The 25,446-nt window shown below is 62.2% G+C and carries 27 protein-coding genes and 1 tRNA gene; 13 read left to right on the plus strand and 15 right to left on the minus strand.

Annotation, left to right across the window (positions count from 1 at the left end):
- Positions 1–124: 124 nt before the first annotated feature.
- Together H143_RS0119360 and H143_RS22280 are read right to left on the minus strand one after the other, a co-directional pair.
- A complete protein-coding gene (locus tag H143_RS0119360; RefSeq protein ID WP_231378530.1) occupies positions 125–946 on the minus strand; it encodes a ParA family protein in 822 nt (273 codons plus the stop codon).
- 79 nt (positions 947–1,025) lie between these two features.
- Positions 1,026–1,301 carry a YdaS family helix-turn-helix protein gene (locus H143_RS22280; RefSeq protein WP_033365702.1) on the minus strand — a complete coding sequence of 92 codons (276 nt, stop codon included), beginning with the start codon at positions 1,299–1,301 and terminating at the stop codon, positions 1,026–1,028.
- Between the two features lie 81 nt (positions 1,302–1,382).
- Here H143_RS22280 and H143_RS21285 point away from each other — a divergent pair, with 81 nt between their 5' ends.
- From H143_RS21285 to H143_RS0119395, 6 genes are all read left to right on the plus strand, one after another.
- Complete coding sequence (locus tag H143_RS21285; protein ID WP_081627107.1) at positions 1,383–1,739, plus strand: helix-turn-helix domain-containing protein; 357 nt, start codon at positions 1,383–1,385, stop codon at positions 1,737–1,739.
- 892 nt (positions 1,740–2,631) lie between these two features.
- Positions 2,632–2,862 carry a type II toxin-antitoxin system VapB family antitoxin gene (gene vapB, locus H143_RS0119375; RefSeq protein ID WP_019939927.1) on the plus strand — a complete coding sequence of 77 codons (231 nt, stop codon included), beginning with the start codon at positions 2,632–2,634 and terminating at the stop codon, positions 2,860–2,862.
- Positions 2,862–3,266 carry a tRNA(fMet)-specific endonuclease VapC gene (gene vapC, locus H143_RS0119380; protein ID WP_019939928.1) on the plus strand — a complete coding sequence of 135 codons (405 nt, stop codon included), beginning with the start codon at positions 2,862–2,864 and terminating at the stop codon, positions 3,264–3,266. Before vapB ends, vapC begins: the two co-directional genes overlap by 1 nt.
- A 157-nt stretch (positions 3,267–3,423) precedes the next feature.
- Complete coding sequence (locus tag H143_RS21290) at positions 3,424–3,903, plus strand: DUF192 domain-containing protein (protein WP_155803461.1); 480 nt, start codon at positions 3,424–3,426, stop codon at positions 3,901–3,903.
- A 105-nt stretch (positions 3,904–4,008) separates the two neighbouring features.
- Positions 4,009–5,298: a DUF1173 family protein gene (locus H143_RS0119390; protein ID WP_019939930.1), complete on the plus strand. Its 1,290-nt coding sequence runs from the start codon at positions 4,009–4,011 to the stop codon at positions 5,296–5,298.
- Between the two features lie 240 nt (positions 5,299–5,538).
- Positions 5,539–6,627 carry a site-specific integrase gene (locus H143_RS0119395; RefSeq protein ID WP_019939931.1) on the plus strand — a complete coding sequence of 363 codons (1,089 nt, stop codon included), beginning with the start codon at positions 5,539–5,541 and terminating at the stop codon, positions 6,625–6,627.
- Positions 6,628–6,651: 24 nt separating this feature from the next.
- Here the strand turns inward: H143_RS0119395 and H143_RS0119400 are convergent.
- From H143_RS0119400 to H143_RS0119420, 5 genes are all read right to left on the minus strand, one after another.
- A tRNA-Val gene (locus tag H143_RS0119400) sits at positions 6,652–6,727 on the minus strand.
- Between the two features lie 125 nt (positions 6,728–6,852).
- Positions 6,853–7,125 carry an HU family DNA-binding protein gene (locus tag H143_RS0119405; RefSeq protein ID WP_019939932.1) on the minus strand — a complete coding sequence of 91 codons (273 nt, stop codon included), beginning with the start codon at positions 7,123–7,125 and terminating at the stop codon, positions 6,853–6,855.
- Positions 7,126–7,532: 407 nt separating this feature from the next.
- Complete coding sequence (locus tag H143_RS0119410) at positions 7,533–8,777, minus strand: cystathionine gamma-synthase family protein (protein WP_019939933.1); 1,245 nt, start codon at positions 8,775–8,777, stop codon at positions 7,533–7,535.
- A gap of 224 nt (positions 8,778–9,001) precedes the next feature.
- Positions 9,002–9,739 (minus strand): 23S rRNA (guanosine(2251)-2'-O)-methyltransferase RlmB, encoded by a 738-nt coding sequence (rlmB, locus tag H143_RS0119415; RefSeq protein ID WP_019939934.1) that lies wholly within the window; start codon positions 9,737–9,739, stop codon positions 9,002–9,004.
- Positions 9,740–9,818: 79 nt separating this feature from the next.
- Positions 9,819–10,439 (minus strand): GntR family transcriptional regulator, encoded by a 621-nt coding sequence (locus H143_RS0119420; protein ID WP_019939935.1) that lies wholly within the window; start codon positions 10,437–10,439, stop codon positions 9,819–9,821.
- A gap of 88 nt (positions 10,440–10,527) precedes the next feature.
- On the opposite strand from H143_RS0119420, the gene H143_RS0119425 reads away from it, so the two are divergent.
- Positions 10,528–10,995: an OsmC family protein gene (locus H143_RS0119425; protein WP_019939936.1), complete on the plus strand. Its 468-nt coding sequence runs from the start codon at positions 10,528–10,530 to the stop codon at positions 10,993–10,995.
- Positions 10,996–11,098: 103 nt separating this feature from the next.
- On the opposite strand, the gene mctP is transcribed toward H143_RS0119425, so the two are convergent.
- On the minus strand, positions 11,099–12,574 hold the full coding sequence (gene mctP, locus H143_RS0119430) for a monocarboxylate uptake permease MctP (protein WP_019939937.1): 1,476 nt from the start codon (positions 12,572–12,574) through the stop codon (positions 11,099–11,101).
- Positions 12,571–12,750 carry a DUF3311 domain-containing protein gene (locus H143_RS0119435; RefSeq protein ID WP_019939938.1) on the minus strand — a complete coding sequence of 60 codons (180 nt, stop codon included), beginning with the start codon at positions 12,748–12,750 and terminating at the stop codon, positions 12,571–12,573. Before H143_RS0119435 ends, mctP begins: the two co-directional genes overlap by 4 nt.
- Positions 12,751–12,957: 207 nt before the next feature.
- Here H143_RS0119435 and H143_RS0119440 point away from each other — a divergent pair, with 207 nt between their 5' ends.
- Complete coding sequence (locus H143_RS0119440; protein WP_019939939.1) at positions 12,958–13,866, plus strand: DMT family transporter; 909 nt, start codon at positions 12,958–12,960, stop codon at positions 13,864–13,866.
- Between the two features lie 4 nt (positions 13,867–13,870).
- Here H143_RS0119440 and H143_RS0119445 read toward each other — a convergent pair whose 3' ends face one another.
- Positions 13,871–14,578, minus strand: coding sequence for a GNAT family N-acetyltransferase (locus H143_RS0119445; RefSeq protein ID WP_026350256.1), 708 nt, complete (start codon positions 14,576–14,578; stop codon positions 13,871–13,873).
- A 109-nt stretch (positions 14,579–14,687) separates the two neighbouring features.
- Between H143_RS0119445 and gorA the strand changes: the two genes are divergently transcribed.
- The 4 genes from gorA (at position 14,688) to H143_RS0119465 (ending at position 19,568) form a co-directional block, all read left to right on the plus strand.
- On the plus strand, positions 14,688–16,043 hold the full coding sequence (gene gorA / locus H143_RS0119450) for a glutathione-disulfide reductase (RefSeq protein WP_019939941.1): 1,356 nt from the start codon (positions 14,688–14,690) through the stop codon (positions 16,041–16,043).
- A gap of 52 nt (positions 16,044–16,095) precedes the next feature.
- Complete coding sequence (locus tag H143_RS22285; RefSeq protein ID WP_033365709.1) at positions 16,096–16,464, plus strand: I78 family peptidase inhibitor; 369 nt, start codon at positions 16,096–16,098, stop codon at positions 16,462–16,464.
- 196 nt (positions 16,465–16,660) lie between these two features.
- The gene (locus H143_RS0119460) at positions 16,661–17,887 is read left to right on the plus strand and encodes a YeeE/YedE family protein (RefSeq protein ID WP_026350258.1); all 1,227 of its coding nucleotides are present in this window, start codon (positions 16,661–16,663) and stop codon (positions 17,885–17,887) included.
- Positions 17,888–17,909: 22 nt separating this feature from the next.
- A complete protein-coding gene (locus H143_RS0119465) occupies positions 17,910–19,568 on the plus strand; it encodes an FMN-binding glutamate synthase family protein (RefSeq protein ID WP_019939944.1) in 1,659 nt (552 codons plus the stop codon).
- A gap of 19 nt (positions 19,569–19,587) precedes the next feature.
- Here H143_RS0119465 and H143_RS0119470 read toward each other — a convergent pair whose 3' ends face one another.
- The 3 genes from H143_RS0119470 to H143_RS0119480 all read right to left on the minus strand — a co-directional run bounded on the left by H143_RS0119470 (position 19,588) and on the right by H143_RS0119480 (position 22,556).
- Complete coding sequence (locus H143_RS0119470; protein WP_019939945.1) at positions 19,588–19,968, minus strand: hypothetical protein; 381 nt, start codon at positions 19,966–19,968, stop codon at positions 19,588–19,590.
- A 155-nt stretch (positions 19,969–20,123) separates the two neighbouring features.
- Entirely contained in the window at positions 20,124–21,008 is an 885-nt protein-coding gene (gene mmsB, locus H143_RS0119475; RefSeq protein ID WP_019939946.1) for a 3-hydroxyisobutyrate dehydrogenase, read from the minus strand.
- Between the two features lie 30 nt (positions 21,009–21,038).
- Positions 21,039–22,556 carry a CoA-acylating methylmalonate-semialdehyde dehydrogenase gene (locus tag H143_RS0119480; RefSeq protein ID WP_019939947.1) on the minus strand — a complete coding sequence of 506 codons (1,518 nt, stop codon included), beginning with the start codon at positions 22,554–22,556 and terminating at the stop codon, positions 21,039–21,041.
- 169 nt (positions 22,557–22,725) lie between these two features.
- Between H143_RS0119480 and H143_RS0119485 the strand changes: the two genes are divergently transcribed.
- The gene (locus H143_RS0119485) at positions 22,726–23,676 is read left to right on the plus strand and encodes a LysR family transcriptional regulator (protein ID WP_019939948.1); all 951 of its coding nucleotides are present in this window, start codon (positions 22,726–22,728) and stop codon (positions 23,674–23,676) included.
- A 2-nt stretch (positions 23,677–23,678) separates the two neighbouring features.
- Here H143_RS0119485 and H143_RS0119490 read toward each other — a convergent pair whose 3' ends face one another.
- Positions 23,679–24,656: a tripartite tricarboxylate transporter substrate binding protein gene (locus H143_RS0119490; protein ID WP_019939949.1), complete on the minus strand. Its 978-nt coding sequence runs from the start codon at positions 24,654–24,656 to the stop codon at positions 23,679–23,681.
- A 46-nt stretch (positions 24,657–24,702) separates the two neighbouring features.
- Entirely contained in the window at positions 24,703–25,413 is a 711-nt protein-coding gene (locus H143_RS0119495; RefSeq protein WP_026350259.1) for a ribonuclease activity regulator RraA, read from the minus strand.
- Positions 25,414–25,446: the final 33 nt, after the last annotated feature.

Genomic DNA, 25,446 nt, shown 5'->3' on the forward strand with positions numbered 1-25,446 from the left:
GCCGCGATCATCGAGCCTACGTAGATAACTGCCCAAGCGCACGGCGCAGGCCACGGCACCCTTCCAAACAGTGCGAGCACATAGGAGATGAGGAACACGCAGCCCGACAAAGTAGTTGCAACTTTCATTTCGCGATCTCCGATTTTTCATCCGTCGTTTTGTTCAGATGAAGCTTCTCCAGCACGTATTGCCCCATTGCGCGCATCTCAGTGCCTGCTACGCGCGCGGCGGTCTTGCGGCTTTTCCAGACAGGCTCTCCAGCAGCCAGCGCATCGGCTATCGACGTGCGTTGCCCGATCGTGAAGGGAGTCAGAAATTGGCTGTACCCGGCCTGAACCTGCGCAAGGTGGGCGACATGTCGCGGATTACGCAGGTCGACCCGGCTGGGGATGATTCCCAGGAACTGCAGCTTGGGATTCACCTTTCGGGCGTTGAAGACGATCGTCATCATGTCCACGATGCCTTCGATGCTGTAGGTCTCCATTTCCACCGGAGCAATGACGGCATCGGCAATGCTTAGAGCGGCGCCCACGGCGACAGACAGATTGGGCGGCGTGTCGATAACGCAAAAGTCGTAGTGAGGACTGAGCGTCTCCATTGAATCCTTCAGCTTCGCTATTACCTGCTCCTGCGGCGCGAACGGCAGCAGCGCTTGAAGCTGCTTATCGGCGGCGATCAGATCGAGATCGTTGCCATCATCAGACGCCTGTTTAGCGGCTAAACGGTCGACCGCGGGATCGCCCTCGCCCATACCGAACAAGGCGCTGGCTTTCATTCCGGTCGCATGGCTGGACAGCGACAACGACAAGTTGCCCGTATCGAAGTCGATCGCCAGGGTTCTCACCCTCTGCTCTGCCGCGAACCATGCGCTGTGTGCTGAAGTAGCGGTCTTGCCGTTGCCGCCCTTGCCCTGCGCGACGACGAGTATTTTCATTCTTTGTTCCATGCCTTTCTCCTGTCTGTTTAGCGGCTAAACACCGCCTTGAATCGCCGCCTCACTCGCCAGTGTTTAGCGGCTAAACACGTCACTGCTTTTCATCTTTATCCGGGGACGGGGCTTCCAATTCCGGCCAGCATTCCCAGTAATCACCAGGGCGTAGCTCCTGCCTTCTGGCTAGCCCTCTACTTTCCTTTTCAATAGTGAGCGCTCTCTTCATCGGGACTTCTCCCTTCTTGATCCAGTCATAGATCGATGTCCGAGCAATGCCAAAAAATCGAGCCCAACGCGAGACACCACCAGCATTTCTTAATGCGGCCTTGACCAGCACTTGCCTTCGGTGGACTTCCTCATCAGTGGTCATTAGTCAAATCCAAAAAATGTAAGGTAATACACAACATTTTAATCAGGCCAACACACAACACGCAAGTGCTAGCCTGCGAGCATGAGTACACTCGGCTCTCGAATCCGTGAATGTCGCAAAGCAAAGGGCCTTAGCCTGGAGGATGTGGCCGACCGCTTTCGCATCCACAAAGCCTCAGTCTCTGACTGGGAACGAAACGAAACCAGCCCGGACATCAAGCGCCTGCCCGAGCTGGCCTCCATGCTCAACACAACTACCGATTACCTTCTAACCGGCAAAAAAAATGCAGCATGGCCCTTTCGTGAAGTTGATCGAAAACGCATCGAAATGCTCTCAGAGAGCGAGATTTTGGATGTCTGCGTTGCTCTAAATGCCACACTGTCAATGCTTGAAGCTCGCACTGGACAGAAACTCAAGAACGGCACGAAAGACGACTAATCCGCCACCTTGGTCCCCCAGGGTTATTTCGAACAGTCACGCCATCCCTTCTAGAAGCAAGGGACAACTCAGACTCGTTCCGAAAGTAGTCAAAACCGAATAGATTCTTAACTCATGCTGTCACCCTGCAAAACAAACCCGCAGGGTCCATAAGTTATTTCACAGCACTTTTCAGTTTGTGAACAGCCTTCCTTAATTGCGTCAAGAGTTGACAATTAGTTGTGTTATGCCTTACTATTTTGTCAGGCATTACACACCAGCTCTTTAATCTACGAATTTCAAACCGTTCGGCAACCGCTGCGAAGCGCTGCCGCCTGGGGACTCCCATTGCCCTCTGTCGAGTGATTCGACCTTGGGTGGTGGGAACTGCTGTCTGCCCTGACACAAAAGTCACAGCAAAATCCATTGAGAGCCCTCCTGCAAACACAGAGAAGGGCTCACGCCAAGGTGTTCGTGCGGAACACGTCGGATCAGTCCGGCGACAAATCCCGGTGTGGTGCAGAGCTGCGCCGGCGCAATGGTCTTGTATTGGAAGCGCATTGTTTTCGGGAATCCGATCCTTGCACTTCCAACAAGCGCCCGCTTTCCGAAAGAAAGCGTGCAGACATGGCGGGTAATGTCTGCAAATACCTGCTCCGGCAACCAACGGAGCTGCGGGGTGCAAGTCCCTAAGTCGCCGCCTACGTCGAGGTATCTCGTAGGCGGCATCCGAATCGGCGTTCCATCCCTCAGCCACATGAAATTTAGCCGCTAAACCGAAGGGTGTTTAGCCGCTAAACAGCATGCTCGAGCGCTCTGATTCGGATGTTTCCTCCTGGCATATCCCATTGACATATACAATCATCTTTCCTAGTATTGTAGATACTGCTCGTATATGCCAGGAGTCCATGCCATGACCCTCTCTTCCCTTTTCATGAACAATCGCAGCCAGGCAGTCAGGCTCCCGAAAGCGACAGCCTTCCCAGAAGGGGTAAAGCAGGTCGAGGTAGTGGTTGTCCGCAATTCGCGCATCATCACTCCTGCCGGGTCAAGCTGGGATAGCTGGTTTGACGGTCCTTCTGTCTCGTCGGATTTCATGGTCGATCGCGATCAGCCTGCTGATCAGACTCGGGAGTCGTTCTGATGCTGAAGTACATGTTGGACACCAACATCTGCATCTACACTAGCAAGAACAAACCTCAGCAAGTCCGTGAGATGTTCATGCGACATACCGGACAAATCAGCATCAGCACCATCACGCTGATGGAGCTGATCTACGGCGCCGAAAAGTCAGCCGAGCCTGAGGCCAATCTCGCTATTGTCGAAGGCCTGGCAGCAAGACTTGAAGTACTCGATTACAACGCTGCTGCTGCCGCGCATACAGGTCAGGTTCGAGCCGAATTAGCAAAGCAAGGCTCGCCGGTCGGTCCTTACGATGCCCAGATTGCTGGTCATGCGCGCTCATTAGGGCTCATCGTCGTCACCAACAATACGCGCGAATTTCAACGAATCCCTGGGCTTCGGATTGAAGATTGGGTATCGGCGTGATCTTCTGTGTGGCCGCCGAATCGACGTACTTTCAATGAAAATTCGCGTCATGTTTAGCGGCTAAATCAACGGCCAAATCGGCTTGTGTTTAGCCGCTAAACACCCCTTCCACTGCCTGCTCGTAGCAGGCATTTTTCTTGCCCCTCGGTTGAGGAATATGAAGAATCGCCGTTGGTTGGATACAGGCTCATGCCTGCTCGTGCCGCTCATGGCATTGTTCATATCAGCGCAGGCAAAAGCGCATCAATTCCCCCAGCCACAATTACCGACAGTCCAACTTAGAGTCGGCAGCCAGGTGGTGACGGCTGAAGTCGCTCGCACGACCAAGGAGCAAGAACTCGGCCTCATGTTCCGCAAGAGTTTGCCCGACAACCACGGGATGCTCTTTGTTTTTAAGAAGACGCAGAACGTGTGCTTCTGGATGAAAAACACGCCCACACCGCTTTCCATCGCTTTTATTGAAGCGGATGGCACCATCATCAGGATCGAAGACATGGCCCCGGAAACCGAGGTGGGCCATTGTTCCGGCAAACCCATTCTCTATGCGCTCGAGATGTCCCAGGGCTGGTTTTCCCAAAATCGGGTGTCGATTGGCGATCTCATCGGGTACTCGGAGAGCAACCTGCCTCCCCTCTGAAGGAGTGCCTGTTTAGCCGCTAAACACTGAAGGCTTGCACGCATGAACCCCGCCATGCCGGCGACATCTTGAGACGAAAAGCATGGCCATTGCCGGAGAGGACAGATGAAAGAGTACAAAACCTACCCGGTGGAGATCACACTGGGCGGGCAAACGAAAACCTATTCGCCGGCATTCCAGCAAGAAGAACAGTTCGCCGAGGGCTGGAAGAAGGTGCTGGTCATGTCGCACGGCAAAGCCCTTCTGCGCTGCTTGTGCGGCGGTGCCGGAGAAAAGCGCTTGTCGATCCACAGCATCTCGGCCATCGACAAGTTTCACCTGGCGCGTTTTCCGGACAGCGGCCCCGAACACGCGGACGACTGCATCTTCTGGGGCGCTGATCCCAACGCCTCTGGCATGAGCGCCTACCGCCGCGGCGTCGTCGAAGAGCTCGACGACGGCAATACCAAGATCAAGCTCAAGATCGGCCTGCAGCAGCGCTCGACCAAAGCGCCCGACGAGGCGGAGCAAGCTGGCGCGAAGCCGGTGCAGACAAACCGCAAGCCCGGCCAGACCAGCATGTCGCTGCTGGGGCTGCTGCACTACCTCTGGACGCAAGCAGGCCTGAACACCTGGTCACCAGGGATGCAGGGCAAGCGAACGATGGGCGTAGTCCACTATCATCTGCAGCGGATCGCCACGAGCACCTATGCGGGGCGTATCAAACTATCCCAGAATCTCCTGATAGGCGCGCCGGCCGAAGGCAAGCAGGCGTTGATGAATCAGGCCAAAAGCCAGGCAGCGAGCGCCGAGCGGCGCCGGCTTGTAGTGATCGCGCCGCTGGCCAAGCATCACGATGAATCGGAATTGGCGTCGACCTTGCCGATCTCGACCTACCACGGTATTCCGCATCTTCTGATGAACGGCGAATTGTGGGAGACCCTGCAGAAGCGGTTCTCACGAGAGATCAATGCCTGGAGATCGGGCAATCCCTCCATCGCCATCGTGCAAACGGATCCGCCCAAATCCTCGGGTGGCAATATGACGGCCCAGGTCGTGGACATCTCGCTGATGTCGGTCTCGCAGGACTGGATCCCTGTGGAGTCCAGTTTCGAGGTGCTGGTGGCGGAAAAGCTCGTGGCCGAGGGCCGGCGTTTCGAGAAACCCCTGCGTTTCGATGCCGACGACGTGACCTTCCCCGACTTCTGGCTCAAGGACGTGGGTGCGCCGATACCGATGGAGGTATGGGGGATGACTTCTACCGATTATCAGACTCGCAAGGCCGAGAAATCGACGTATTACGACGAAACCTATGGCAAGGACGGCTGGTGGGGCTGGAACGGCGCCGCTGGAGATGACTTGCCTGATTTCCCGGCTCGCCTGGACCAGGTCGACCTCGACCAGGCCGTCAGCTAGGGCCACAGTCAACAAGCGATTCCAGGAGGCTCTCATGGCCGAAGAGACCGCACTGACGCTGCGGGAAGTCGCCGCGCGCCTGAAACTATCGTACGGCACGGTATACGCCAAACGCCGAGAGATCGGCTTTCAGCTGCCGGGCGGCCGGATCTGGCATGTTTGGCCCTCGAGGCTTGCAGAGCTGTCGGCACCGCGCAATACTACGACCCTGCTATCGATGCGGGTCGTCGGAGATTCCGAATGTCACTCCGCAGAGACAAGAAGTCTGGTGTCTGGTTTGTTGACCTCTGCCCTAAAGTCGGAGCGCGAATTAGACGCTCTACTGGAACGACCGACAAAGACCAGGCGCAGGAGTACCACGACAGGCTAAAAGCCTCGCTGTGGCGCCTGCAAGCTTTCGGAGAAGAACCCGATCACACCTTCGCAGATGCGGCGGTTCGGTTCTTGAAAGAAAGCCTGGGCCAGCGCGACTACGCCACAAAACAGAGGCATATCGCGTACTGGAGAACCAAGTTTGTCGGCAGGACAGTGCGCTCTTTAACCGCAACGCAAATCGTCGATGCATTGCCCACGCACAGGGCGAGCAAGTACGGTGGCAACGCTCCCATTTCGAATGGCACGAAAAACAAGTATCTGACGACTATTCGTCGGTTGCTCAATCTCTGCTATCGCTGGGGCTGGATCAATCGGGCTCCATACCTGCCCAGATATTCCGAGCCGAAAGTGCGGGTTCGCTGGGAACCCCCGGAGACAATCCGCACCCTGATTCAGGCGCTACGCCTGCCCTGGATGCAAGATGTGGCTTGGGTAGCCGTGATGACGGGCATGCGCGAGGATGAACTCTTCACCCTGCCCCCGAGCCAGGTCCATGTGGCTAACCGCTCGACCTGGGTCGAAGCCCCTGACGCTAAATCCGGGGAGTCTCGGTCGGTTCCGCTCAACGATATCGCCCTGGAGGTCCTCGAGCGTCGGGCAGCCCAAGCAGTCAAGCTCGGGTTGCCGCTGGTTTTCACCCGGGGCGACAGCGGCGTGAAAATACAACAAATCGACCGCAGAGACTGGGCGCAGGCCTGCCAGGTTGCTGGGATCAAGAACTTCCGATTCCACGACCTTCGACATACCTGGGCTTCCTGGCACGTCCAAGGACGGATGACGGGCAAGAGCACCCCGCTACTTGTCTTGAAGGAGCTGGGCGGCTGGAAGACCCTCTCGATGGTCCTGAAGTACGCCCACCTGGCTCCGTCGCATCATGCGGAGCATGCCGGCAACGTCAAATTTACGGCAAGTTCTGAACCGCAAAAACAAACGCCGCTGGCTAGAGCGGCGTAAGTGATTGATTTGCAAGGGCTAGGATGGTGGGTGCTACAGGGTTCGAACCTGTGACCTACGCCTTGTAAGGGCGCCGCTCTACCAACTGAGCTAAGCACCCGAATCCTGCGGGGCCACGCCTGGGCATCTTGCAAGGTAGGAGTATAGCCATTGCCTTGCCCACCAAGCAAATCGAGGACCCGAGGTCCCCGATCCAGACTGCACTGCGGGCGGAAGAACCCGGCTTCAGTTCACGGCGTCCTTGAGCGCCTTGCCCGGGCGGAACTTCGGCACCTTGGCCTTCTTGATCTTGATAGCTTCGCCGGTGCGCGGGTTGCGGCCCGTACGCGCGGCGCGCGACGAAACGGCAAACGTACCAAAGCCGACCAGCGTTACCGTGCCGCCCTTTTTCAGGGTGGTCTTGACAGCACCGATCAATGCATCGAGCGAGCGGGCTGCCGCGGCCTTGGAGATGTCAGCCTTGCTGGCGATGTGATCGATGAGTTCAGTTTTGTTCATTAAGTTGTACCCCTCATGAGTAGATATTTATGGCCGACGCAGCGTGAGCATCCGGCACGCGCCATGGCCAAGCAAACACGTGAAGCAACCAGAAAGCGGAATCTTGCGCAGCGTAGCGCTCGTTCTAATTGCTACGTCGCAGTGGCTTTGACGGAAAAAACGCATCCTAGCCACTGCGACGCAGTGAGTGTATTAAGCCTTGGGCCAATGACCATTGTCAAGCAAAAAGCCCGCGCATGACGCTACGAGCCGCGCCGTTACTGGTTTGCCGTGCATGACGCAATGCGACAAGGGGAAACACCGATATCGTCGCGGGCCTCGGCGGCAGACTTTGCATTGTTTATGCGCGCGCGAGCGCGGGCATGACCCCGATCGGTGATCGTTTGTGATAGAACGCCCTGCGCGTCTTATCGAGGCATGCTTGCTTGCAAGGCTTGGTCGAAATCGTGGATCAGATCGGCCTGGTCCTCAATGCCTACTGAAAGGCGAATGAAACTATCGACGATACCCATCTGCCTGCGGCGCTCCGGGCCCATCTCGTAATAAATGGTGTGCGCGGCCGGCAACGCAAGACTGCGCGTGTCGCCCAAATGCGTGGCCAGCAGCACGATCCGCAGGCGGTTCATGAAGTCGAAGCAATCAATACCTTCGGCCAACTCGATGCCCATGAGGCCGCCATAGCGGCCGCCGAACAATTCGGTGGCGCGCGCGTGCTGCGCATGGCCGGCCAGGCCGGGGTAATGCACCTTGGCCACGCCGCGGTGCGCCTGCAGGAATCGCGCCAGCGCCAGGGCATTGGAGCAGTGCCTTTCCATGCGCAGCGCCAGGGTCTCGGCGCCGATGGCGATACGGTGCGCGGGTTCGGCCGCCAGCGTGCCTCCCATGTCGCGCAGGCCTTTTTTCTTGATCTGCAAAAGCCCCCAGCCGGTGGGCTGTCCCTTGCGGTAGGGTTCGGCGATATTGGGATAGTCCGACCAGTCGTAGAGGCCGGTATCGGTGATCGAACCGCCCAGGGCATGGCCATGGCCGGCGATGTACTTGGACAAGGAGTTCATCACCAGGCTGGCACCCACCTCTCGCGGTCTGAACAGGCTCGGCGAGGTCATTGTGTTGTCGACCATGTAGACCACGCCATGCTCGCGGCAGAGTTCGCCCATGCCCTTGAGGTCGGCGATCTGCGTGCCGGGATTGGCGATGGTCTCGGCAAAGACCATGCGGGTGTTGGGACGCAGCGCCGCGCGCACCTGGTCGATGTCGGTGGCGTCCACGAAGCTGATTTCAATGCCCAGGTCAGCCAGGGTGCCGAGCAGACTGCTGGTATTGCCAAAGACGTACTTGCTGGAGACGAGATGGTCGCCGCGCTTGAGCAAGGTGGTCAGGACGGCGGTGATCGCAGCCATGCCGGAGGCGAAGCTGACCGAGCCCACGCCGTCTTCCATCAGGGTGATCTTGGCCTCGAGCGCGCCGGTGGTCGGCGTGCCCTGGCGCGAGTAGGTGTAGCCCGCCTTGCCCTGGAACACGGCGGCCAATTCGCGGGCGTCCTCGTAGATGTACTGCGACGAGGGGTGCATGGGCTTGTGCACAGCACCGTGTTCTACGGATTGCTTGCGGTCGGAATGCAGGATTTCGGTGGTCAGGCCGTTCTTGTGCATGGGGATTCTCTTCTTAACTTGCTATCGATTATTTCAGTTCTTCTTGTTGGACCTGCTTGAGTTCCGGAGGCCTCGAGGCTGCCCTGCGCAATTCCGGTGGCCGCCGCCAGAGGCGTCTGCGTTCGCACGCCCGGCGCCTCGGATTGCTCTGCAAGCCTCGACTCAATTCATCTCAAGTTCGGATCTGGTCAAGATCGAAGCATCTCATACCGATGCTGGGTTGGTCAGGTTTGCCGCTGTCGTACCGTCTCGTACAGGCATACGGCGCTGGCCACACTGACGTTCAGGCTTTCCACCGAACCCAGCATGGGGATGCGCACCAACTGGTCGCAGGTTTCGCGCGTGAGCCGGCGCATGCCCTCGCCTTCGGCGCCCATGACCCAGGCCATGGCGCGCCGCGCGTCGACGGCGTGCAGATTGCCCTCGCACTGGTCGTCAGTGCCGACCAGCCAGATATCGCGGTCCTTGAGTTCGCGCATAGTGCGGGCCAGGTTGGTGACGGTGATGTAGGGCACGGTGTCGGCGGCGCCGCAGGCCACGCGCTGTACGGCGCTGGTCAATCCCACGGCGCGATCGCGCGGCGCGACGACCGCGTGCACGCCGGCGGCATCCGCCGTGCGCAGGCAGGCACCCAGATTGTGCGGATCGGTGACGCCGTCCAGGATGAGCAGGAATGCCGGACCCTCGATCACATCCAGGACTTCATCGATACTCACGGCCAGTTGGCGCGCGTCAGCCAGCGCGACCACGCCCTGATGGCGCGTGCCGCCGGACAGGCCGTCCAGCCGCTCCATGGGCACGGGGTGCAGGCGCCGGCCGGCGCGTTCGGCCTGCTCGACCAGGCTCTGCATGCGCTTGTCGCGGCGCGAGGCCTCGATGTAGATGTCCCGAATCGAATCAGGCGCGTGGCGCAGGCGCGCGACCACTGCATGGAAACCCGCCAGGACTTGGGCCGAAGCCATAGGAAACCCTTTTTCTCGAACTGAATGAATGCCGTATGTGCGTAATGTTATCGCGGCCGCATGTGGGCATGAGAAAACATCAGCCCAGGCTGTCCATCAGAAAAACGCGCGCCGCGTCGATATGCCGTTCGAGGCGGCGCACTGCCTCTTCGATACGCCCATTCCTGAAGGACTGAAAAAGGCCCTCGTGCTGGTCGAGCCATGCGGCCGTGCGCTCGGCCAAAGTGTCGTACCGGGCGGCATGCACCACGCAGTTGCGGCGCAGTTCCTGCACCATGGCCAGTTGTCTCGCGCGCCCCGCCGGGGCGTAGAGCGCCGCGTGGAACAGCCAGTCGCCGTCCCCCCAGCCTGGCCTGCCCGCTTCGAGGCTGGATTTGCGCAAGGCGTATTCGACCTCGGCATGATCTCGAGGACCGGCCTTTTCGATCGAGCGCCGCAGCAGATCGCACTCCAACAGCACCCGCAGGTCGTAGAGCTGCGCGAGTTCGTCCTTCGTCAGTTCGATGACGCGCGCGCCCTTGCCAGGCAGAACGAGCACGAGCCGCTGCGCGGCCAACTGCTGCAGCGCGTCGCGCACCGGTATGCGGCTGACGCCGAACCGGCTCGCAATCTCAGTCTGGGACAGGAGCGAACCGGGGAGAAGCTGCCCGGAGAGGATTTCTTCGCGCAGGGCGTCGGCGAGCGTGGCGGTAGAGTTCATCCTTTTATTGTATACGCGTATACAATATAGACGAATACGGACTTGGCGCCGCAAAAACGCCCGGCACGCACAAGACCAGGAGCCGAACATGGGCCAGAACTACACCTCCCGCATCGTGTGGACGGGCAATCGCGGGCAAGGCACCACCCACTATCGAAGCTACGATCGGACCTGGGACATCGCCGTTCCCGGCAAGCCCGCGGTGCAGTGTTCGAATGACCCGCTGCTCGGCGGCGACCCCGCGAAGATGAATCCGGAGGACCTGCTGCTCTCTGCGCTCTCGGCCTGCCATATGCTCTGGTACCTGCACTATGCATCGGACGCCGGGATCGTGGTGACGCACTACACCGACACACCAGTCGGCGTCGGCGAAGTTGAACGCAGCGGGGCCGGCCGCTTCATTTCGGCCACGCTGCGGCCGGTCGCAACGCTGCGCGCCGATGCCGACCTGCAGATCGCGCGCGCGATCCACCACCGAATCCATGAGGTCTGCTTTATCGCCCGATCGGTGAGTTTTCCGGTTTCCTACGAACCGCGGTTCATCATGGAAAACTGACGGTCCCGCGCTCTATCGTTAAACGCAAGCGCGCGGCCCAAAAAAAACCGCCGGTTTGAAGCCGGCGGGCTTTCAGGCCGGGCATGCGCCCGGCTGCGTAGGATCAGGCCTGAGCAGGGACCGATTGGGCCTTCTTGCCCAGCACCAGCTGGGCGACGACGACCACAATGATGTTTAGCGCCAGGGCCCACAGTCCGGTATAGGCAGTCAAACCCGCGACCGTATGCACGGGCTTGATGCCGTCGGCGAAGACGGTCCAGGTGCCGTAGGCCAGGCCTGCGATCCAGCCCAGCAGCAGCGCGCGGCCGCCCAGCCTCTTGCAGAACAGGCCGAACACCACCGAAGGCAGCGTCTGCAGGATCCACAGCCCGCCCAGCAGTTGCAGGTTGATGGCGTACTGCGTGGGCACGAACACAATGAAGGCCAGAGCGCCGAGCTTGATCAACAGCGAGACGATCTTGGCGACCTTGGCTTGGCCGGTGTGCGTCACCTGCGGATTGACATAAGCCTTCCAGAAATTGCGCGTGAACAGGTTGGCTGCGCCGATCGACATGACCGCCGCCGGCACCAGAGCACCGATGGCGATGGCTGCGAAAGCGAAGCCCGTGAACCAGCTCGGGAACAGGCTCTGGAACAGCGCCGGCACGACCTGGTTCGGCGCGGAGACCTTGATGTGCGCAGCGTAGGCCATGTAGCCCAGCATGGCGATCAGGGCCAGCAGCAGCGTGTACAGCGGCAGGTAGATCGCGTTTTTGCGTATCGTATTGGGACTTTTTGCGGCGAAAATGCTGGTGAGCGTATGCGGATACATGAACGCGGCAAGCGCCGAGCCCAGCGCCAGCGAGGCATAGGGCAGGAACTGCCCGGGCGCCAGCGTCAGACTGCCGCTACCCTTGGCCTTGTAGCCTTCCGCCGCGGCGTGGAACACCGCGCCGTAGCCGCCGACCTTCATCGGCACCACGATCACGGCGGTCAGCACCACGATATAGATCATCAAGTCCTTGACGAAGGCGATCAGCGCCGGCGCGCGCAAGCCGGCCGAGTACGTGTACAGGGCCAGGATGACGAAGGCCGCGAACAACGGAATTTCGCCTTGCAGACCCAGCGCCTTGATGACCACTTCCATGCCCACCAGTTGCAGGGCGATGTAGGGCATGGTGGCCAACACGCCGGTAACGGCGACAGCCAACTCAAGCGGACGCGAGTTGTAGCTGGCGTACACCACGTCGCCCGCGGTCACGTGCCCGTTCTTGTGCGCCACTTGCCACAGCTTGGGCATGATCGCGAACACGATAGGGTAGACGATGATGGTGTAAGGCAGCGCGAAGAAGCCATAGGCGCCCACGGCGTACACCAAGGCCGGGACGGCGATGATGGTGTAGGCCGTATAGAAATCGCCGCCCACCAGGAACCAGGTGATCCAGGTGCCGAAGCGCCGGCCTCCCAGGCCCCATTCGTCGAGCGCGGACCCCTTGCTGCCCTGACTTTGCCAGCGCGACGCGGCAAAGCCCATGACGGTGATCAGCAGGAAGAAGAAGATGAAGACGGACAACGCGGTCCAGTTGATCGAGCTGCTCATTCCTCATCTCCCTTGTGGTAGCGGCGAAAGACCAGCCAGGTCAGGAAGGCCGTCACGGGTATCCACAGCAGCTGATACCAGTAGAAAAATGGAAAGCCGAACAAAGAGGGTTCGAGTTTATTGAAGAAGGGCACCCATAGGAGGCCGATGAAGGGTAGTAAAAGAATGATCCACATAATCTCGATATTCTCCTTTGTCAGAATTTAGGGTCGTCGGAACCGGTCAGGGATGCGCGGCTTCGGGCGGACCTCGCGCTCATGGCAGCCGGCCTTGTGGGCAGGCGGCACGCGCTTATCTCCCGCGCTCATTGTCAGGGTCTTTCCTCGAAAAGAACGAAAAATCCCTGATAATCACCTGACTTTGTGTTGCATAAACGAAACAAAATGACTCATACCCTCCCGGTCCGCAGGCCGCTCGATACCTTCGGCACCGGCGTGCTGGTCCTGCTCTGTCTTTGCTGGAGCCTGCAGCAGATTTTCCTCAAACTGGCCGCGCACGACGTCTCCCCCACCTTGCAGCTTGGCTTGCGCTCGCTGATCGCCGCAGCGGTGCTGGGCATCGTCGTGTTGCGCCGGGAAGGCCGCAAGATCCTCGCCGACGGCACGCTGGGGGCGGGCCTGCTGGTGGGCGCGGCATTCGCCGCAGAATTCCTGCTGGTCGGGTTGAGCCTGGAGCGCACCACAGCCTCACACTCCATCGTGTTCCTCTACACCGCGCCCATCTTTACGGCGCTGGGCATGCATGCCACGCGGCCGGAAGAACGCCTGAGCCGCTGGCAGTGGCTGGGCATCGCCGTCGCCTTCGCCGGCATCGCGCTGGCTTTCCTGACCAAAGAGAGCAAGGCGCCAACCGGCGCCGGCCCGAGCCTGACGGGCGATCTGCTGGCACTGGCCGCTGGCGCGGCCTGGGGACTGAGCACCGTGCTGATCCGCAACACCCGGTTGTCGGAGGCAGCGGCGGACAAGACCCTCTTCTACCAGTTGCTGGTGGCCGGCGTGATCCTGTACGCCTGGCATCTGGCAAGCCACGACCCCGCGCCCTCCTGGACTCCCATGGCCTACGCCAGCCTGGCCTACCTGGTCGTCGTGATCTGCCTGATCAGCTATCTGACCTGGTTCTGGATGCTGCGCAGCTACCTGGCCACGCAGATGTCGGTGCTGGCTTTTCTTGCGCCGATACTGGGCGTGATTTTCGGCGCCCTCATCCTGCACGAACCGCTGGAGCCGCCTTTCGTTGCCGGTTCCGCCCTGACCCTGGTGGGCATCGTGCTGGTGGTGCGGGCCAGGAATTGAGCCTTCAGGCCAGATCGCCCAGGCGGCGGCGCTGCCGCCCCTGCGCATCGAAATTGTCGGGCGCCAGCCAACGCTCGAATGCCGCCTTGCGGGCCGGCCATTCATTGTCGAGCAGTGAAAACCAGGCTGTGTCGCGCGAGCGTCCCTTGTAAACCACGGCCTGACGGAAGATGCCCTCGAAGCGAAAGCCCAGCCGCTGGGCCGTGGCGCGCGATGGCTCGTTCAGGCTGTCGCACTTCCATTCGTAGCGGCGATAGCCCAACTCGTCGAAAACGCGCTGCATCAGCAGGTACTGTGCCTCGGTGGAAATCGGCGTACGCTGCAGGAGCGGCGAGAACGTCACATGGCCGACCTCGACCACCCCGTTGGCGGGATCGATGCGCATCAGCGCGAGCGTGCCCACCGCGCCGCCCGTGGACAGGTCAATCACGGCATGATGCAGCGGGTCCTCGCTGGATGCGGCCTTTTCCAGCCAGGCACGGTAATCGGCAGAATCGGCGTAAGGCCCCACGGTCAGGTAGGTCCAGGCGCGCCCGTCGGCGGCCTGCTCAAAGGCCCGGACCAGATCGTCGGCATGGCGCGCGGGATCGAGTGGCTCGATACGGCAGAAACGGCCCTGGACGGACGTGCGTGGCGGGCGCGGGCGCGCGCTCCAGCCAGGCAGTTCTGGACCTATGGGCTGGTCGTATTCGTTGGTGCGCGGGGCGGACATGCGGGCAATCTCCTGGTCGGGGTTCTGGTTTTTAGAAGCAGCCATGTAGGATAGTGCAAAAATACCGGTCATCTCATCTCCCTGAACGTCCCCGCGGCGTTTGCGCATCATGAATTACGACTACGACCTCTATGCCATTGGCGCCGGTTCGGGCGGCGTGCGCGCCGCGCGCTTTGCCGCGGGCTTCGGCGCGCGCGTGGCCATCGCCGAAAGCCGCTACCTGGGAGGCACCTGCGTCAACGTGGGCTGCGTGCCCAAGAAGCTGCTGGTCTACGGCGCCCACTACGCCGAGGACTTCGAACAGGCGGGCGGCTTTGGCTGGAGCGCGGATGCGCCGCGCTTTAGCTGGCCCACGCTCATTGCCAACAAGAACCGCGAGATCGAACGCCTGAACGGCATTTACCGCAATCTATTGGTCAATTCCGGCGTGGCCCTGCACGAAGGGCACGCCCGCATCGTCGACCCGCATACCGTGCAGATCAACGGCCAGCGCCATACGGCCGAGCACATCCTGGTGGCCACCGGCAGTTGGCCCTTCGTACCCGAAATCCCGGGCCGGGAATACGCCATCACCTCCAACGAAGCCTTTTTCCTAAAAGACCTTCCACGCCGCGTCGTGGTGGTGGGCGGCGGCTACATCGCGGTGGAATTCGCTTCCATCTTCCATGGCATGGGCGCCCAGGTCACGCAGCTTTATCGCGGCGAGCTGTTCCTGCGCGGCTTCGACAGTAGCGTGCGTGAACACCTGCGCGACGAGCTGGCCAAGAAGGGCGTGACACTGCGCTTTAACAGCAACCCGGTGCGCATCGACAAGCTGGCCGACGGCACGCTGCGCGTGATGCTGCAAGACGGCACCGCTCTGGACGCCGACTGCGTGCTCTACGCCACCGGCCGGCGCGCCATGGTCGACGGCCTGGGCCTGGAGAATACGCGCGTCGGATTCGACCAGAGCGGCTTCATCGAAACCGACGACGACTATCGCACCGCCGAACCTTCCATCCTGGCGCTGGGCGACGTGATCAACCGCGTACCGCTCACGCCCGTGGCCCTGGCCGAGGGCATGGCCGTGGCACGCCAACTGTTCCGCCCCGAGGAGTATCGCCGGGTCGACTACAGCCTCATCCCCACCGCGGTCTTCAGCCTGCCCAATATCGGCACGGTCGGCATGACGCAAGAACAGGCCCGCGCCGCAGGGCATGAACTCAAGATATTCGAAAGCCGCTTTCGGCCCATGAAGCTCACACTCACCGAATCGCAGGAAAAGACGCTGATGAAGCTAGTGGTCGACGCGCGAACCGATCGCGTGCTGGGCTGCCACATGGTCGGGCCCGAGGCCGGCGAGATCATCCAGGGCCTGGCCGTCGCGCTCAAGGCCGGCGCCACCAAGCGCGTCTTCGACGAGACCCTGGGCATACACCCGACGGCAGCCGAGGAATTTGTCACGCTGCGCACGCCGGTGGCATGAGCGCCGCGTGGCTGCGCCTGCTTCCTTAGCGTTTTGAACACCTGGAAAGATCATGGCTTTCAGACTGCCCTCTCTACTGGCACCGCTCGCGCTGACCGCTCTGCTTGGCGGCTGCGCCGCTCCGGGAGCGAGCGGTTCCTCCGCCAGCGTCGCAGGCCCTTCGAGTCCATCGGGTTCGGGCACTTCCTACACCCCCATGTCGTCCGATTCGCCGTCTTCCGACTGCGATTCGGACCGCGTGCAAAACATGCTCGGACAGACCTATAGCGACGGCACGGGCGAATCCGTGCGCCGGCGCTCCGGCTCGCGGGCCATCCGGCTGCTCGAGCCTGGCCAGGTCATGACCATGGAATACGACCCCTACCGCATCAACATCATCCTCGACGGCAAGGGCGCGATCCAGGCGCTGCATTGCGGCTGATACTCCCGACTTACGTGAAAGTCGCCGGTCTGAACGCGTTGCCGGCCTGTCTATCGGCAGCCGCACGCCGCCCGAGATCGCCTTGTCCCTCCTGGCCGCGATCATCGCTCGCAAGAACGGCGCCAAACTGCCTGCCCGTGTCACGGTGGGCAAGGCCCATCCGATCAACGAACAAACAGCTGTGATCCACCGCTTCATGAATACCGACTCTTCTGCCGCCTTGTCCCTGCCCGCTTCGCCGCCGCTTTTCACCCACCGCAAACCGCTCGCCGCCGCCCTGCTGATCTGGCTGGCAGGCGCAGCCTACCTGATGCAGACCACTAGCTGGCGCCAGGGCACGCTGTGGCTGGTCGGCGCACTGATGGGAGTCACGCTCTATCATGCCGCCTTCGGTTTCACCCAGGCCTGGCGCGTATTCGTATCCGACCGCCGCGGCGCGGGCCTACGCGCGCAGATGATCATGCTGGCCCTGGGCGTACTGCTGTTCTTCCCCTTCCTGGCGCAGGGTTCGCTCCTGGGCCAACACGTGACCGGGCTGGTGGCACCGGCCGGCGTGTCGGTGCTGCTGGGCGCCTTCATGTTCGGCCTGGGCATGCAGCTGGGCGGCGGCTGCGCCTCGGGTACCCTGTTCGCCGTGGGCGGTGGCAATACCCGCATGCTCGTCACCCTGCTGTTCTTCATCGTCGGCGGCGTGCTGGGCACCTACACCTACGGCTGGTGGTCGCATCTGCCGGCATTGCCGCCCATCTCGCTGATCAAGGCCTGGGGCGTGCCCCAGGCGCTGGCGGCCAACCTGGTCGTCTTCGCCCTGATCGCCTGGCTAACCCTGGCGCTGGAAAAGCGCCGCCATGGCCATGTGCTCGCCACCCTCACGAGCACCAATCGCTCGCCGTCGCTGCTGCGCGGCCCCTGGCCCCTGATCGCGGGAGGCGTGGGACTGGTGCTGCTGAATTTCGCCAACCTGGCCCTGGTCGGCCGCCCGTGGGGCATCACCTCGGCATTCTCGCTATGGGGCGCCAAGACGCTGCAAGGCCTGGGGGTGGACGTTGTCCACTGGCAGTTCTGGGTTGCGCAAAAGACCGCGCTGGCCGCGCCCATCAGCCACGACGCCACCTCCATCACCGACATCGGCATCATGGTGGGCGCCCTGGCCGCGGCCAGCGCAGCCGGCAATTTCGACCCGCTCTGGAAAGTACCGGCGCGTTCGCTGGCGGGTGCGGTGGCGGGCGGACTGCTGCTGGGCCTGGGTTCGCGCATGGCCTACGGCTGCAATATCGGCGCCTATTTCAGCGGCATACTTTCGGGCAGCCTGCACGGCTGGCTATGGCTGCTGGCCGCTTTCGCCGGTAGTATTGCGGGCGTGCGGCTGCGTCCCCTGTTCGGCCTGGTGGTCGAAAAAACGCCGATACCCTCGCACTGCTGATTTTCGTCTCGTGGAGAGTCTCATGCGCTGGATCACCACCCGCTACACCACCTTCGCCATCGTTCTGGTCGGCGCGGTCGTCACGACACTGCTGGCGGCATGGCACGCGGCCGGCTGGCTGTGGGCGGCGATCCCGCTTGGGGCCCTGACCCTGCTGGGCGTCTACGACATGGTGCAAAAACGCCATGCCATCCGCCGCAACTATCCGGTGCTGGGCAATCTGCGTTTTCTCTTCGAATACATCCGCCCCGAGATCCGCCAGTACTTCCTCGAAGACGACACCAGCGCCGCGCCCTTCTCGCGCGCGCAGCGCTCCATCGTCTACCAGCGCGCCAAGGAGCAGCTCGACAAGCGCCCCTTCGGCACCCAGGAAGACGTCTATGGCGACCGCTACGAATGGATCAACCATTCGCTCGCGCCCTCGCACATCCAGGACACTGACTTTCGCGTCATGGTGGGCGGCCCGGACTGCAAGCAGCCCTATGCCATGTCGGTCTTCAACATCTCGGCCATGAGTTTCGGCGCCCTCTCGGCCAACGCCATACTGGCGCTGAACGAGGGCGCACGGCTGGGCAACTTCGCCCACGACACGGGCGAAGGCGGCATCAGCCGCTACCACCGCAAGGCCGGCGGGGCGCTGGTCTGGAATATCGGCTCGGGCTACTTCGGCTGCCGCGACGAACAGGGCCGTTTTTCCGAGGAAGCCTTCGTGCGCAACGCCTGCACCGAGCAGGTCAAGCTCATCGAGATCAAGCTGTCGCAAGGCGCCAAGCCCGGCCACGGCGGCATCCTGCCAGCCGGCAAGGTCACTCCCGAGATCGCCGAGGCCCGCGGCGTGACGGCCTGGCAGGACTGCAATTCGCCGTCCGCGCACAGCGCCTTCGACTCGCCCATCGGCCTGATGCGTTTCGTGGCCCGGCTGCGCGAACTGTCCCAGGGCAAGCCCGTGGGTTTCAAGTTCTGCATGGGTCATCCCTGGGAATGGTTCGCCATCGTCAAGGCCATGCTGCAGACCGGCATCACGCCCGATTTCATCGTGGTCGACGGCGCCGAAGGCGGCACGGGCGCAGCGCCCGTGGAATTCGTCGACCACGTGGGCACGCCGCTGCGCGAAGCCCTGCGCATGGTGCACAACACCTTGGTGGGCGTGGGCCTGCGCGACCGTATCAGGCTGGGCGCTTCGGGCAAAATCATCACGGCCTTCGACATGGCGCGCGTGCTGGCCATGGGCGCGGACTGGTGCAACGCCGCGCGCGGTTTCATGTTCGCGCTGGGCTGCATCCAGGCCCAGTCCTGCCATACCGGCAAGTGCCCGACCGGCGTAACGTCGCAGGACCCGATGCGCCAACGTGCCCTGGTGGTGCCCGACAAGGCGCAACGCGTGAACAACTTCCACCGCAATACCCTGCATGCGCTGGCCGAATTGATCGAAGCCGCCGGGCTGACCCATCCGAGCGATCTGCGGCCGCAACATATCGCCCGCCGGATCTCGTCCTCCGAAGTCCGCCTGCTCTCGGCCCTTTTTCCCACCCTGGAACAGGGCGAGTTGCTGCGCGGCGAATTCCAGCACGATATCTTCCGCACCGGTTGGCACATGGCGCAGGCCGACTCCTTCCGGCCCGCCTGCCCGATCGAGGACGTACCGACCTCGCGGCCGGCGCCGCAGGCCGTAGCCGCCTGATTTTTACAGCGGTTTTACGTCAGGGCTGCCATTGCGTGCGGCCGGCGACATGCCGGCGCGCGACCGGCTGGCGGCCCACGGCGGCCCTTTGCCAGGGGCCGGCCGGCCAGTCGTATCGCGATTCTTCCACCGACACGCAGCCGGCATCGCGCAGCAGGCTGATGGCGGCGGGGGCATCGGCCGCGCACAGTTGCACGACCAGCAGGATCTCGCCCTGGCAATGGGCGGGCCGCGACTGGACCGCCCGGCTCAACCTGGCCCAAAGGCTGCGCCCCTGGGCGGGTCGGCGGCCGTAGAACATGCTGACAACGTTTTCTGTGAACCCGTCGGCGACCAGGGCATGCGCGGCGCTGCGCGCCATCGGCACGCTCTCGAATCGCGCCATCACCATCGTCGACATTTCTGAACCCCTGGAGCCGCACTTATCCATAGCGGCATTCTGCCTCAGGCCCCCCCTGGTTTGGCTGAGCTTTGGCAACCAGCCGTAATGCCGTATTTCCGGCCGGAGTCCTGCGCCTGCGGATTCGGGAGATTCAGTAAAAGTCCATTGCAATCTTATTTCTGGCGATACAGTCGGATTACCGCCGAGAAATCGAGCTTGCCATCGCCCCGGCTGCTCATCGCCTGGTAGAGCTGCTGCGCGAGCGCGCCCATGAAGGCGGGTTGTTTCGCGCTTTTGGCGGCTTCCGTGGCCAGACCCAGATCCTTGAGCATCAGATCCGTGCCGAACCCCCCGGTATAGTCGCGCGACGCAGGCGCCGTCTCGACAATGCCCGGAAACGGGTTGTAGGTATCCGAACTCCAGCAGCGTCCGGTCGAGGTGTTCAAGATTCCGCTCAGGATCTTGGGATCGATGCCCAGCGCCTCGCCCAGCGCCATGGATTCGGCGACGCCCGCCATCGTAATGCCGAGTACGAGGTTGTTGCAGATCTTGGCGACCTGCCCCGTTCCGGTATCGCCGCAATGGACGATGTTCTTGCCCATCGCAGCGAGCACAGGCTTGACCTGGGTGTAGACCGCCTCGCTGCCGCCGACCATGAAGGTCAGCGTGCCGGCCGCCGCCCCGCCGGTGCCGCCGGATACGGGCGCATCGGCCAGCACGCAGCCCTGCTGCTGCGCCAGCGCGGCGAACTCCCTGACGCTGGCCGGATCGATCGTGCTTGAATCGACAATGACGGTGCCCGGACTCGCGCCCGACAATACGCCTTCGCTTGCGGTCAGCACGCCGCGCACGTGCGCGGCCGCCGGCAGCATGGTGATTACGACCTGGGCGCCGCTGGCCGCCGCCCTGGGCGAATCAGCCTGCTTCGCGCCGGCATCGACGGTCTGCCGCACCGCCTGCGCGTTCAAGTCGAACACGGTCAGGTCATGACCCGCCTTCAGCAGATTGAGCGCCATCGGCGCACCCATATTTCCCAGACCCACGAATCCGATCTTCATGTCCACTCCTTGCGTACGGATTTGCGCCGCTCAGCGCAGATTGATCGTCGTGTTCACGCCGTCGCTCACGGTCGCATCGTCGAACCAGCGCGCGGTCACGGTCTTGGTCTGCGTGTAGAACTGCACGACCTGCTTACCGTAGGGGCCCAGATCGCCCAGCTTCGAACCGCGCGATCCGGTGAAGCTGAAGTAAGGCACCGGCACCGGGATCGGAATATTGATGCCAACCTGGCCGATGTCGATCTCGCTCTGGAATTTGCGGGCCGCCGCGCCGCTCTGCGTGAACAGGCCCACACCATTGCCGAAGGGGTTCGCGTTGACGATGGCGATGGCCTCGTCCAGGGTCCCGGCGGTGAGCACAACGAGCACCGGCCCGAAGATCTCCTGCGTGTAGATATCCATGTCGGTCTTTACGTCGGTAAAGACCGTCGGGCCGACAAAGTTGCCGCTCTCGTAGCCGGGCACCTTCACGTCGCGGCCGTCCAGCACCAGCCGGGCGCCCTGCTTGACACCCGATTCGATCAGCCCCAAGACGCGGCTCTTGGCCGTGCGCGAGATCAGCGGCCCCACATCGGTATTCGGTTCGTGGCCGGCGTTCACCTTGAGCTTCTTGGCCTTTTCGACCAGCTCTGGCAGCCAGTCCTTGGACGAGCCGACCATCACCACGACCGAGGTCGCCATGCAGCGCTGGCCCGCCGCGCCGAACCCGGCGCCGACCAGCGCGTTGATCGCCTGCTCGCGGTTGGCATCGGGCAGCACCACCGCATGGTTCTTGGCGCCCATCATCGACTGGACGCGCTTGCCGTGCTGGCCGCCCAGGTTGTAGACGTGCGTACCCACCGCCGTCGATCCGACGAAGGAAATTGCCTTGACGTCCTGGTGCGTACACAAGGCATCCACTACGTCCTTGCCGCCGTGCACAACGTTCAGTACGCCCTTGGGAATGCCCGCTTCGATCGCGAGTTCGACCAGCAGCATCGTCGACAGCGGATCCTGCTCGGACGGCTTGAGCACGAAGGTGTTGCCGCAGACGATGGCCATCGGAAACATCCACAGCGGAATCATCGCCGGGAAGTTGAACGGCGTGATGCCCACGCAGACACCTAGCGGCTGCTGCAGCGTGTACGTATCGACGCCGCCCGCAACGTTCTCGGCAAAACCGCCCTGCTGCAAGGTGCCGACCGAACACGCGTGCTCGACCACTTCAAGGCCGCGAAAGACGTCACCCTCGGCATCGGGCAGAGTCTTGCCCTGCTCGGCCGTCAGCGTCCTGGCGATGCGCGACATGTTTTCGCGGATCAGCGCCTGCAGCTTGAGCATGATGCGCATGCGGGCGCCGATCGGCGTGTTCTTCCACGTTGCGAATGCCGCGTGCGCGCCGCGAACCGCGGCGTCGACTTCATCTGCCGTGGCAAAAGGCACGCGCGCGATCACCTCCTGGGTGGCCGGATTGACGATGTCGCGCCACTCCTTCGTGCTGGACTCGACGAACTGGCCGTCGATCAACAGCTTGACTGTCGGTACATGGGCGTTCGATGCCTGGATCATTGCATGTCTCCTAACTTGCTTTGTGTGGGGCCAGCCGGCTGGCGGCCGCTCTGTATACGGCAATGCGCTCCATCGGCCGCGCGCGCCAAAGCGCGCATGACCCCGTCGCATTCGTACGAGTATAGTTATTCGATTATCCACAGGATAGGTATTAAAAAACCCATCTGATATGCAAAAAAGCACAAGTCGATTTGGCGTCCTGAATTGGGACGATCTGCGCTATTTCCTTGAAGTGGCTCGGACCCAGCGCGCAAGCGCCGCCGCCAGGCGGCTCAATGTCGACCACACCACGGTGGCGCGGCGCGTGCGCGAACTCGAAGCGGCGCTGGGCACCATTCTGTTCGACAAATCGCGGGTGGACGGGTTCACGCTGACCACCGACGGACAGCGGCTGCTGCGCCATGCCGACGCGGTGGAGTCGGCAGTGCATGCCGCCAGCGAGCAGTTCGCGGGCACAACGCAAAGTCTGTCGGGCCACATACGAATCGGTTCGACCGAGGGCTTCGGCTGCTTTTTCCTGGCACCCCAGATCGCCCGCTTCGCCGCGGTCCACGACGGCCTGTCCATCGACATGCTGCCCGTACCGCACTTCGTGAGCCTTTCCAAGCGCGAGGCCGACATGGCCATCACGCTGGAACGCCCCGAACGCGGGCAATACGTCTTCACCAAGTTGTGCGACTACCGCCTCAGGCTTTACGGCACGCGCGATTACTTCGAGCGCCGGGGTCCCATCCGCTCGGTCGCGGATCTGCGCCACCACCCCTTCATCGACTACGTGGCGGACCTCGCCTTCAGCCACGAACTGCTGTACCTGAACCGCACGATTCCCAACGTCACGGCCAGCCTGCGCAGCACCAGCGTGATCGCGCAATACCATGCGGCGCTGCAGGGAAATGCGCTGGCCATCCTGCCGTGCTTCATGGCCACGCCCAATACGACGCTCGTTCCCATACTGCCGGACAAGATCGTCGTCACGCGCCACTTCTGGCTGAGCAGCCGCGAGGACGTCCGCAAACTGCGCCGCATCGTCACACTATGGGACTATCTGCGCGCAGTCGCGGATGCGAACCGGACCCTCTTAATGGGAGAGTCGGGCGAAATGGCCTATGTCGAACCCTGAAGTCACTGAGCGACAAGCTTCGCGCGCTTGACCACGCCAGCCCAGCGCGGGATCTCCTTGTCGACCAGCGCCTGCAGTTGCTCGGGCGTGCTGCCCACCAGGTTCATACCCATGGTCTTGCCCAGCTTTTCCTGCACATCGGGCTGCCTGACGATTTCGGCGATCGCCTTGGAGAGTCGGTCGACGATGGGCTTGGGCGTGCCCTTGGGCACGAAGACCGCCTGCCATGACGAGACATCGAAACCGGGCAGGCCGGATTCTCCCAGTGTCGGCGTGTCGGGTGACATGGGCATGCGCTTGGCCGTGGTCACGGCCAAGAGCTTGAGCTTGCCGCTCTGCAGCAACGGCAGCGCGGCAGTCATCTGATCGAACATGAAAGTGACCGCGCCGGAGGACACATCGACCATGGCCGGCGGCGTGCCCTTATACGGGATGTGCGTCAGCGGCACGCCTATGGTGGCGGCAAAGAGCTCACCCGTCAGATGCGTGGAGGTGCCCACACCGGACGAGGCGAAGGTGCGCCGCGCCGGATCGCGCTTGAGCAGCGCGATCAGGTCCGCCACGGAATTGACGCCGATATTGGGCGCGGCCAGCAGCACATTGGGCAGCGTCGCGACCAGGGACACCGGCTCGAAATCCTTGGGGCCGTACTGCAGGTTCTTGTACAGGCTGTAATTGATGGCGTTGGTGTTGATGGTGCCGCCGAACAGGGTGTAGCCGTCGGGCGCGGAATGGGCGACATAGGCCGCGCCGATGCTGCCGCCCGCGCCGGCGCGGTTCTCCACGATGATGTTCTGGTTCAGTATCTTCGACAGTTTCTGCGCGATCATGCGGCCGACCACGTCGGTCGAGCCGCCCGGGGTGAACGGCACGACATAGGTAATGGGCTTGTCGTTGGGCCAGGCCGCCTGCGCGGTCGAGGTGCCCAATACGGCGGCAGCCAGAAAAGCGCCCAGTGCAATGCGTCGATGAATGTTCATGCTAGTGTCTCCTCTTGGTGTTGTGCGGCGGATGATCGTTAAAATTTCAGCGCCCGTTGCCGGCGCGCCAAGCGGCGAAGCGCTCGCGCATGGCCGGATCGGTCGCCGGATACAGGCCCAGAATGGACTGCCCTGCCTTGACTTGCCCGGTCACGAAATCCTCGAAGGCGGTCATCTCGGTGGCCTCATCGGCGATGTCCTGGGCCAGATGAGCGGGAATCACCACCACGCCTTCGCCGTCGCCCACCATCACGTCGCCCGGAAACACGGCCACGTCGCCGCACCCTATGGGCACGTCGATATCCAGAGCCTGGTGCAAGGTCAGATTGGTCGGCGCCGAAGGACGGCTGTGATAGGCGGGCATGCCCAATTGCGCGATCTCGGGCGAGTCGCGAAAGCCGCCGTCGGTGACCACGCCAGCCGCCCCGCGCTTCATCAGGCGGGTGATGAGAATGGAGCCCGCCGACGCCGCGCGCGCGTCCTTGCGGCTGTCCATGACCAGCACGGCGCCTTCGGGGCAGGTTTCGATCGCCACGCGCTGAGGGTGGCCGCGGTCCTCGAATACCTTGATGGTGTTCAGGTCCTCGCGGGCCGGGATGTAGCGCAGCGTGAAGGCCGGCCCGACCATATTGGGCAGATCCGGATTGAGCGGATGCACATTCTGGACAAACTGGTTGCGCAGGCCGCGCTTGAACAGCGCGGTGCACAGCGTGGCGGTGCTGACGCCCATCAGCTTGCGGCGGACGTCGGGGTTCATGGCGGTCATGGAAAAGTCCTTGAAAAAGAACAG

Origin of the sequence: Bordetella sp. FB-8, assembly GCF_000382185.1 — a bacterium.
Classification (GTDB): Bacteria; Pseudomonadota; Gammaproteobacteria; order Burkholderiales; family Burkholderiaceae_B; genus Bordetella.